This is a genomic window from Vibrio sp. J2-4 (genome assembly GCF_021728155.1).
Taxonomy (GTDB): domain Bacteria; phylum Pseudomonadota; class Gammaproteobacteria; order Enterobacterales; family Vibrionaceae; genus Vibrio; species Vibrio diabolicus.
Map to the genome: position 1 here is coordinate 10536 of NZ_JAKKCN010000017.1, position 8679 is coordinate 19214.

General features: G+C 40.9%; 12 protein-coding genes. 2 read left to right on the top strand and 10 right to left on the bottom strand.

Translation table 11 applies throughout. From position 1 onward, the window contains the following. Positions 1-822: 822 nt before the first annotated feature. The 3 genes from L3V32_RS24980 to L3V32_RS25000 form a co-directional block, all read right to left on the bottom strand. Complete coding sequence (locus L3V32_RS24980) at positions 823-1347, bottom strand: hypothetical protein (protein ID WP_017058490.1); 525 nt, start codon at positions 1345-1347, stop codon at positions 823-825. A gap of 240 nt (positions 1348-1587) precedes the next feature. Beyond that, a complete protein-coding gene (locus tag L3V32_RS24990) occupies positions 1588-1986 on the bottom strand; it encodes a DUF6232 family protein (RefSeq protein ID WP_237285541.1) in 399 nt (132 codons plus the stop codon). Between the two features lie 165 nt (positions 1987-2151). Next, complete coding sequence (locus tag L3V32_RS25000; protein WP_237285544.1) at positions 2152-3096, bottom strand: D-2-hydroxyacid dehydrogenase family protein; 945 nt, start codon at positions 3094-3096, stop codon at positions 2152-2154. A 665-nt stretch (positions 3097-3761) separates the two neighbouring features. Here L3V32_RS25000 and L3V32_RS25015 point away from each other — a divergent pair. After that, positions 3762-4046: a type II toxin-antitoxin system RelB/DinJ family antitoxin gene (locus L3V32_RS25015; RefSeq protein WP_005398409.1), complete on the top strand. Its 285-nt coding sequence runs from the start codon at positions 3762-3764 to the stop codon at positions 4044-4046. Next, on the top strand, positions 4043-4321 hold the full coding sequence (locus tag L3V32_RS25020) for a type II toxin-antitoxin system mRNA interferase toxin, RelE/StbE family (protein ID WP_038882476.1): 279 nt from the start codon (positions 4043-4045) through the stop codon (positions 4319-4321). The genes L3V32_RS25015 and L3V32_RS25020 overlap by 4 nt, the downstream gene beginning before the upstream one ends. Before the next feature lie 133 nt (positions 4322-4454). Here the strand turns inward: L3V32_RS25020 and L3V32_RS25030 are convergent, their stop codons facing one another. The 7 genes from L3V32_RS25030 to L3V32_RS25080 form a co-directional block, all read right to left on the bottom strand. Next, entirely contained in the window at positions 4455-4787 is a 333-nt protein-coding gene (locus L3V32_RS25030) for a hypothetical protein (RefSeq protein ID WP_237285546.1), read from the bottom strand. Positions 4788-5045: 258 nt separating this feature from the next. Then, complete coding sequence (locus L3V32_RS25035; RefSeq protein WP_237285547.1) at positions 5046-5591, bottom strand: GNAT family N-acetyltransferase; 546 nt, start codon at positions 5589-5591, stop codon at positions 5046-5048. Between the two features lie 148 nt (positions 5592-5739). After that, positions 5740-6291, bottom strand: a complete 552-nt coding sequence (locus L3V32_RS25040) for a hypothetical protein (protein ID WP_088729494.1) — start codon at positions 6289-6291, stop codon at positions 5740-5742. Positions 6292-6458: 167 nt separating this feature from the next. Then, complete coding sequence (locus L3V32_RS25050) at positions 6459-6875, bottom strand: lysozyme inhibitor LprI family protein (RefSeq protein ID WP_237285549.1); 417 nt, start codon at positions 6873-6875, stop codon at positions 6459-6461. A gap of 150 nt (positions 6876-7025) precedes the next feature. Next, positions 7026-7325, bottom strand: coding sequence for a DUF2004 domain-containing protein (locus L3V32_RS25060; RefSeq protein ID WP_237285551.1), 300 nt, complete (start codon positions 7323-7325; stop codon positions 7026-7028). Between the two features lie 146 nt (positions 7326-7471). Continuing rightward, a complete protein-coding gene (locus tag L3V32_RS25070) occupies positions 7472-7894 on the bottom strand; it encodes a GNAT family N-acetyltransferase (protein ID WP_140122875.1) in 423 nt (140 codons plus the stop codon). 126 nt (positions 7895-8020) lie between these two features. Further along, positions 8021-8446 carry a hypothetical protein gene (locus L3V32_RS25080; protein WP_237285555.1) on the bottom strand — a complete coding sequence of 142 codons (426 nt, stop codon included), beginning with the start codon at positions 8444-8446 and terminating at the stop codon, positions 8021-8023. Positions 8447-8679: the final 233 nt, after the last annotated feature.

The window sequence follows — 8679 nt, forward strand, 5'->3', positions numbered from 1 at the left end:
GTTCAGTGACTAAAAAGCATGGAAATGAAGTCAATAAATCATCACCTAGCCACCCATCAAACTGAAAATGTAGCTTTTCTATTATCGGTGGATGCAAATCGAAATTTGCCAAAGTATTTTCACCCAAGCACCCAGGAACTTCTGGTTCGATCAAATATTGACTCACTTTATTCTCCCAAAGAAAGCTAACGCCTTGCTAAGGTGTGAGTAACGCAATACAAAAGCTACCGCACAGCGCCTTAATCACCATAAGCCACCGCAAAGTAAAAATGCCACGCGTTACGAATCACTCTTAAGCAATTTGTTAGTACATACGCTACTTCTATTTATGCGCTCCAAGATATTGAAAAGTGGCATGATATGAAAGGCTTTGAACACTGAAGTGAGACGGGCAGCTACAAAACTTTACCCCGATTGGAAGACGAAAGTTGGCTAGAAGAAAAACGTACTGAACTCACCTACTTTTACTGACTTCAAATTAGAAAAGGATTCGTTCCTCGCACTTCGACAGCAACACCAAAGAAACACAATTTTGACTTAGTAAAAACCACGAAAAAGAAGAAGCAACAAAGAAATAGGCTAAAAGTTAGAAACCGTAAATGGTGAAATCAAAGCGAACACTCCGCATATAGTGCCACCGGAAAGAACATGAAAGGTACAAACTGAAAGGTGTAAAGACGAGCGCCAAAACAGATAAACACCAAAACTTATGACCTTTGATGTCAAACCCGTACTAACGCCGCATTAAGGTGTGAGCGGCGCTTGGCTATACTTGAGCGAAGCGAAACTGCCAAGCGTTGCGAATCACTCTTAAATGCTTTGTTATAAAACAACTGGTCCCTTCATCTGAAAGATGTCTGCATATGTATCAAATGATGTATATACATCTTGAGTCAAGTTCGTTTGACCAGTGAGAATAGAACCAAAAACGGCAACTAACCCGTTAACACCATTTGATGCCTTCAAAACCTGTTCTATCATGGCAACTGGATACCCTTTGCTATGTCTATCAACAGCATGTAAGCCTCCATGAACGTATGAGCTTAGCGGTTTCCAAGAATACTCTTTAAACTCGAGAATAGGATCTACTGCATTTTTGGGGGCCTTCTTCTCCAACTGGCTAATCATTTCGCTCAACATCGGCAAATTGTTGGCTCTTCTTTGATTTTCTTCATTTAGCTCTGCAGTTAATTTGCTTACTGCTATATCACTTGCAGCATACAGTACCCACATTCCCCGAACTAGACTCTCGAACTGAAGCCTCAATAGTCCAAGAGCAGAAGTGAAGTGTCTGGTCGCTAGCAGAATCTTTAAACTTTCAGCGTGCTCCAGTGATACGCTGCACATTACTCTGCTTACTCGAATCCTATCAGAACCATCATACAGCGGTTGCCTTAGTATGTAGTCAACATAGTTCTCGTATTCAGCTGACCTTGAGAGTAATTTATCGATGGTCTACTCCTTGTTTTATAACGCCTTGTTAAGGTGTGAGGCACGCAATACCGAAGGTTCCGCATAACACCTTAACCACTAAAACCAACGCATAATAAAAATGCCACGCGTGCCGAATCACTCTTGAACAATTTGTTATACGAATTTCTTTAGTGCCAACACTTGCTGTTCAAATAACTCACAATCTGACTTTGAGTATGACTTAGCGACATTAACCCATTGAACGCCCGTTTCATCTATGTGGCGAAACTCGACTTGAAGTGCATATTTAGAACAACGAAAAAGAGCAAAAACCAAACCTACAACCGTCAGACTAAGAACTAAAACTAGTAGCCATTGTGGCACCTCTTCCAACCTTGGAATAACTAACCAAACTGCCCCTGAAAAAACACACACCCAGAATAAAACTTGACCTAAGTTATCAAGAAAACTTAACTTTTTAACCCTAACATTGTTTATCTTAGACAAAGGATATGAGTCTTTCTTAAACTTGAACTCTTTTGAATCCAAGTTAAAATCAGTACTTTTGTACATAATTTCCCTCTATTCGTATAACGCCCTGTTAAGGTGTGAGCAACGCAATACTGAAGCTCCCGCATACCACTTGAAACACTGAACGAAACGCATAGTGAAAATGCCACGCGTTGCGAATCACTCTTAAACAGTTTGTTATAACAACGATTTCTTCGATGCTGATGTTTATGCCTTACCCTGCTCGAAAGCTAAAATATTCTCGAATGCTATTTTGAAGTAAAGCTCATAGCTGTTTTGCTCTACATACCCTAAATGTGGGGTAGCCGTAACGTTTGGTAATGACAATAAAGGCTCGTTATCAAGCGATGCTGGTTCATTGTCAAATACATCAACGGCAGCTCGCTTAGTTGAGACCGCCACCAGCTCGTTGTATAGCGCAGAGTTTTCTACAAGCTCTGAGCGACTAATATTTACAAATAAAGAGTCGGGCTTCATTAAGCTCAAGTCCTGAGCTGTTACGCACGCCCTAGTTATTTCATTCAGACGTAAGTGAAGTGACACAATATCCGAACCAGAGAAAAATGCTTCCTTTGAAGCGACAGCTTCAAAGCCATGTTCAAGCGCAAGATTTCTAGATTCCTCACTACCCCAAACAACCACTGACATTTCAAATGCTTTTGCATATTGGGCAATTCGTTGTCCAACTTTTCCGTAGCCCCAAATACCAAGCTTCAAGCTCTTTAGAGTGCGACCTAAACCAAGCACTCCAGAGTCTTGCCATTTATCATTTTGGAGATTAGCTGAATAAGTTGGTACGTGGCGACTTGCCGCCATAATCAGCGCCCAAGCTAATTCCGAAGGAGCAACAGGAGAGCCACGCCCCTCCAACACCTTTACTCCATACTTTTCGCATAGGTGGACATCAATATGATTGCTGACTTTACCTGTTTGACTGATAACTTTAAGGTTAGGTAACTGTGCAAGCAGTGACTCTGTAATCACTGTCCGTTCTCGGATTAAAACAAGAACCTCGGTGTCTTTTAGCTTAACTACCAACTCTGTTTCAGGAAGTGTTTCGTTCAAGATGGACACATCGTGATGTGATAGTAATTCGAAACAATCTAACGTTCTAACCACATCCTGGTAGTCATCTAAAACTGTTATTTTCACGGAACTATCCTTGTTGTTATAACGCCCAGTTAAGGGGTGAAGCACGCAATACCGATGTTACCGCATATCACTTCAACACCGATACCACCGCATACCAAAAATGCCACGCGTGCTGAATCCCTCTTGAACTGTTTGTTATGTTTAAGATTCAACACCTTACGTTTAACTATACGGAAGTTTAACCCGACTTACATTTGTAAACAAAACCAAAAGCCTAAAAACTGATTTAACTCATAAGCTTGAGAAAATTGAACTTGAGATTTAAAAGCAGAAAACACAAAACGAAGTCTAACTTTGAGATTGACCCAAATGTCCTCACGTTAAACTTGATCCGAAATTCAATGAGGCAACTCTCAGAAGTTTTAGCGCCAACGAATAAATGTCCGGAAAGCAGCACCCAACGTTGCCAACTTGCCGAAAAGACCTAAATTGGATGACTTAGGGAGTAAAGAAAAGACACAACCCACTGATTTTACGTGATTAAACATAACGCCCAATTAAGGTGTGAGGCACGCAATACGATGCTCCCGCATACCACCTTAATCACTAAAACCAACGCATAGTAAAAATGCCACGCGTGCCGAATCACTCTTAAATTGTTTGTTAGTTGCCCATCTCAAAGCCTAGTGCTAACATTTGTACACACACCAACAAAGGAATACATCATGGACACTAGAATTCAATTTCGTGTTGATGAAGAAACAAAACGCTTAGCTCAACAAATGGCTGAGAGCCAAGGTCGAACTCTAAGTGATGCTTGCCGTGAACTTACTGAGCAACTCGCTGAACAACAAAGAAAAACATTATCTCACGATGCATGGCTAACTGAACAAGTAAACCTAGCATTTGAGAAGTTTGACTCAGGAAAATCCGTTTTCGTTGAACACCAAACTGCTAAATCTCGAATGGAAGAGCGCAAAGCCAGAATCCGTAATCGAGGTAAGCAATGATTTTATGGGAAGAAGAGTCACTTAATGATCGTGAAAAGATCTTCGAGTTTCTCTATGACTTCAACCCTGATGCGGCAGAAAAAACTGACAACCTCATTGAAGCAAAAGTAGAAAACTTGCTTGAACAACCTCTAATGGGTCTGCAAAGAGATGGCATCCGCGGACGATTGCTCATTATTCCTGAGATTTCGATGATTGTCTCTTACTGGGTCGAGGGCGATATCATCAGAGTTATGCGTGTACTCCACCAGAAACAAAAATTCCCTACGGATTGATGCTTCCTCTGGGGAACTAACGCCCTGTTAAGGTGTGAGCAACGCAATACCGAGCCGCCGCATACCACCTTAAACACTAAACGCAACGCATATTAAAAATGCCACGCGTTGCGAATCACTCTTAAACAGTTTGTTAGGTTTTTTCTCTTGCTCCTGTGCAATGCTCACACAGGTCTGTGATGATTTCACTAGCATACAGCTCTAATTTGCGAAGGCATTTATACGCTTTGTTTAAGTCTTTACCCTCTTCTTTACTGGGAGCTAGTGCGTAAGTATTTAAGGAAACCTTTTCATGCCCATACAATCTCACTTTTTCTGCCAACTCAGAGCTGATTGAAGCAGCCAATGACGCAATATATAAATTCTCACCCTGAGTTGAACAATCAATTACGACATCTTTGCTACTATTCAAGCCTTTAGCATATACAGCCTGAGCCATTATTATGTCTTTCTTCATGAAAGCCATAATTGGTTCTATGACATAGTTGTTTTTGAATTCCACTTCTCTCTTGAGAGCTTCTTTTTTTCTTGAAACGTATGGTCTGTGACTTTACTAAACCAATTAAAAGAGAGGGTTACAATTGCGGTCAACAAAGAAGCGGAAACTGCGATGATAGATGCCCCATGTTCAATCAAAAAACTCTTTTCTGTCACGATAACTCTCCCATGAAACCTAACGCATAGTGAAAATGCCACGCGTTGCGAATCCCTCTTAAACAGTTTGTTATGCGTAATTTTTGACGTACTTTGTCATTGCTGTTTCCGAGACTGACAAACCGTCGATTCTATATTGATCTTTGAACTCTCCAACAACATTGAACCCTGCCTTTAGGTAGAGGTTCTTTGCTGGGAAATTCTCTGATAATACACAAAGATCAAGCCAGTCAATTTCAGCTTTTTCTTGGCAGAAATTTATAACAGCATCAATGAGTCTTTGACCAAGACCTTGCTTCCGGCAAGAAACATCTACGCCCATACCTAATAGAACTCTGTGAGAACAGCTTTCATCACTGTGGTGGCGAAGATCGATATGACCTTTGATATTTCCAGAGGTGTCTTTTACAACCCTAAGTTTTCTCCAACCTAAGTCGCCAAACTGATGAGAAAAGCCTTGGATAAACTTATCTTTTGTTGTTTCTGGAATTTCACTTTGCTCTCTGGACATTGGCTGGAAAAGAGGAACTTCTCCATTACCATTTTCAGACAGCTGATTTTCTAGATACACAAAGAATGAATCTAAATCCGATTTTTCCGCTTCTACTACTTCCATCTAATTCTCGGTACTCCATCAATTACGCATAACGCCGCATTAAGGGGTGAACAACGCAAACCACCCGGCCTAAACCATTGTGCCGTAAACACTAAAGCTGATTCAAACCAAAACTGCCAAGCGTTGTGAATCCCTCTTGAATGCTTTGTTATGTAGCTGGTGCACGTCCATACAAAACGTCATTTCTGTGCTCCCAGAACTCATATAGATCGTCCATCGTTTTACTAATTAGTGATGTAATCTTTTCCATAGAGTCTTCAGTGAACTGTACATACTCCTGTTGCATACCTTTTTTAGACATTTTCAGCTTAATAAACGTATACCCGTCTTCATCAGTCGACCTCCAATCAGCATGCACAACCATATTTCTCAGACGACCACACTCGTTTAGATTAGTAATTATTTGCTCATAGCCATGTAACTTAACTCCACTACCTAACTGAAAGTCGTCACAGAACCTTTTGAGTAGATCAACTTTAGCTGAGTAATTGAGTTTATTCAGAACAATTAAGCCTGGAGAGTCAGTACGATCGGTAAAATTTTCACACAAAACCGAATCCAAATTTGATTCGAGAGCATTGAAATACATAACAATTAAGCCGATGTAAGGTAAAACATTATCTAGCTGTTCTTCCGCTTTATCTTCATCTTCGATGTCGTGATATAAGTGCTGCTGGAACTCAATAAACTTATTTCTCAATATCTATCTCCCTGAAACTCATTAAGCTACATAACGCCCTGTTAAGGGGTGAGCAACGCAATACCGAAGCCGCCGCATACCACCTTAATCACTAAAAACAACGCATAGTAAAAATGCCACGCGTTGCGAATCCCTCTTGAACAGTTTGTTATGTGCGTGGTTGAAACCTACTCTACACTTGGCTCCGGTAAAGCTGGTGGTGTACTGTCCATATAAGTTAAAAAGTTTTCCCATAACTCGTGCGTTCTTTGTTTAGTTAACTTAGTTTTGCACGATATCGCCATAATTCCACGAATAGTCCCATCACGCCATTGCGTATAAACCGAATCACAGTGAGAGGAGATATATGCTTGCCAATCCTGTTGCGCAAGCTTAATTGCTGCGATCAGCTCTGGGTCATGAGAGTTATACTCGAAACTAGCGCTTAGATATTTGTCTAATTTAACTTGTGCTGACTCTAGTTCAATAGCGGCACATTGGTTTATCTCGATTGTGGTCATCGCATTATTACAGTCAGTGGGCTCTTCTTCAGCAAGAGCACCAAATGAAAGACTAGCTAATATGATGATTAGACACTTATTCATCGTTTTCTCCGAAAGCACATAACGCCCTGTTAAGGTGTGAGCAACGCAATACTGATGCTACCGCAGACCACCTTAAACACTAAACGCAACGCATAGTAAAAATGCCAAGCGTTGCGAATCACTCTTAAACAGATTGTTATGTTTGTATTCTCAGCTTTCCATCGAAATATCAACAACTTGACCATTTTCATCAAATGAAACGCTTATTAAGTAATTTGTGACATCATTGGGCAACGTAAAATCACAGCCGTCGTCTTCCACGTAAGCGACTACCAGTGCAGACAAAATGTCGTCAAAGCTTGGATTTTCTTTGCCTAAAATTTCTAGCCATACTGCTGTAGGGAGTTCATCTAAATGATGAGATACAAACAAATCGATCCCGTATTCCCCCGACTCCGTACCGCGAGAGGCTTTTATAGCTTCTAGAGCTAACTCTACTTTTTTATCCATTCCAATACTCTGCTTATATCAAGAAAAACATAACGCCCAGTTAAGGGGTGAAGCACGCAATGACCAAGCCTCTGCATTGCACTTCAACACTAAAACCACCGCATACCAAAAATGCCACGCGTGCTGAATCCCTCTTTAACTGTTTGTTAGGAGATTGTTCTCGACATACTGTAAAATCGATCATCAGCGTTATCAACCACAAACCCAAGTCTTTCATAGAGATGGAAAGCTGGGCTAATTTTAAATACACGTAACCTAAGTCGATTAGCGCCTGATTCAATTGCTAGCCTTTCACATTCAGAAAGTGCTAACGCACCAACACCTTTATTTTGGTGTTTCTCGCTGACTTGCAAGTCACGGATATAACAACCGTAGCTATCAAATGCCAAACGAATTGCTCCAACAACCTCACCATTGAACAGGATATCGAAATTGGTTAAATCATGGATTTGTTCTTCAATTTTGGAGCAATCCCAATCAACAGAATAATGCTCGTAGTATGAGCGCATATTTACGTAAGTAATCTTAGCCGAAGCTGATAAATCTTCTGTTTGTTGATACGAAACCATTAAATCTCCTAACGCCCTGTTAAGGTGTGAACAACGCAATACCGATGCCGCTGCATGCCACCTTAAACACTAAACGCAACGCATAGTAAAAATGCCACGCGTTGCGAATCACTCTTAAACAGTTTGTTATGCATCATTTCCACGGATTTTGTTAGACCACAACTTGACTACTCTTCGCTCTTTTTTTACCAGCCTCGCCCGCCACATGAGATCAGCAAGTAATATAGCGATGACCGAGTTGAAACGTGCTCTAGGAGTTGAATTTGCTTCGAACTCAGGAGGACCACACCAAGGTAATTGATTTACTAAATGAGCCACTTTATCCGATTCAAAACTAACACCACGCCAACTATGACCAAACTCATTCCTAATTTTACGGATAAGTGTTATTTCGCGAAACTCATTATCTTGAATTAATCCAAGGGCATGTGCTGCTGTTACCTTTGCGGCAAAAGTGCCTAATGGCGCATTAAAACCAGATATTAGATCTTTTCCTGACTTATTATCGGCAAAAAATTCTCCGAGGATATTACCTAGCCAATCATCTAACACAGCAGCAGCATTTTAAGCCGCACCGCGATCACTCTCTTTGTTAAACTCACTAAGAAACTCTGATAGTTCCATAGTTTCAAGCTCTGACTTCATAATACTCCTGATGCATAACGCCTTGTTAAGGTGTGAGGCACGCAATACCGATGCTTCCGCATAACACCTTAACCACCAAAACCAACGCATAGTAAAAATGCCACGCGTGCCGAATCACTCTTGAACAATTTGTTAGCATA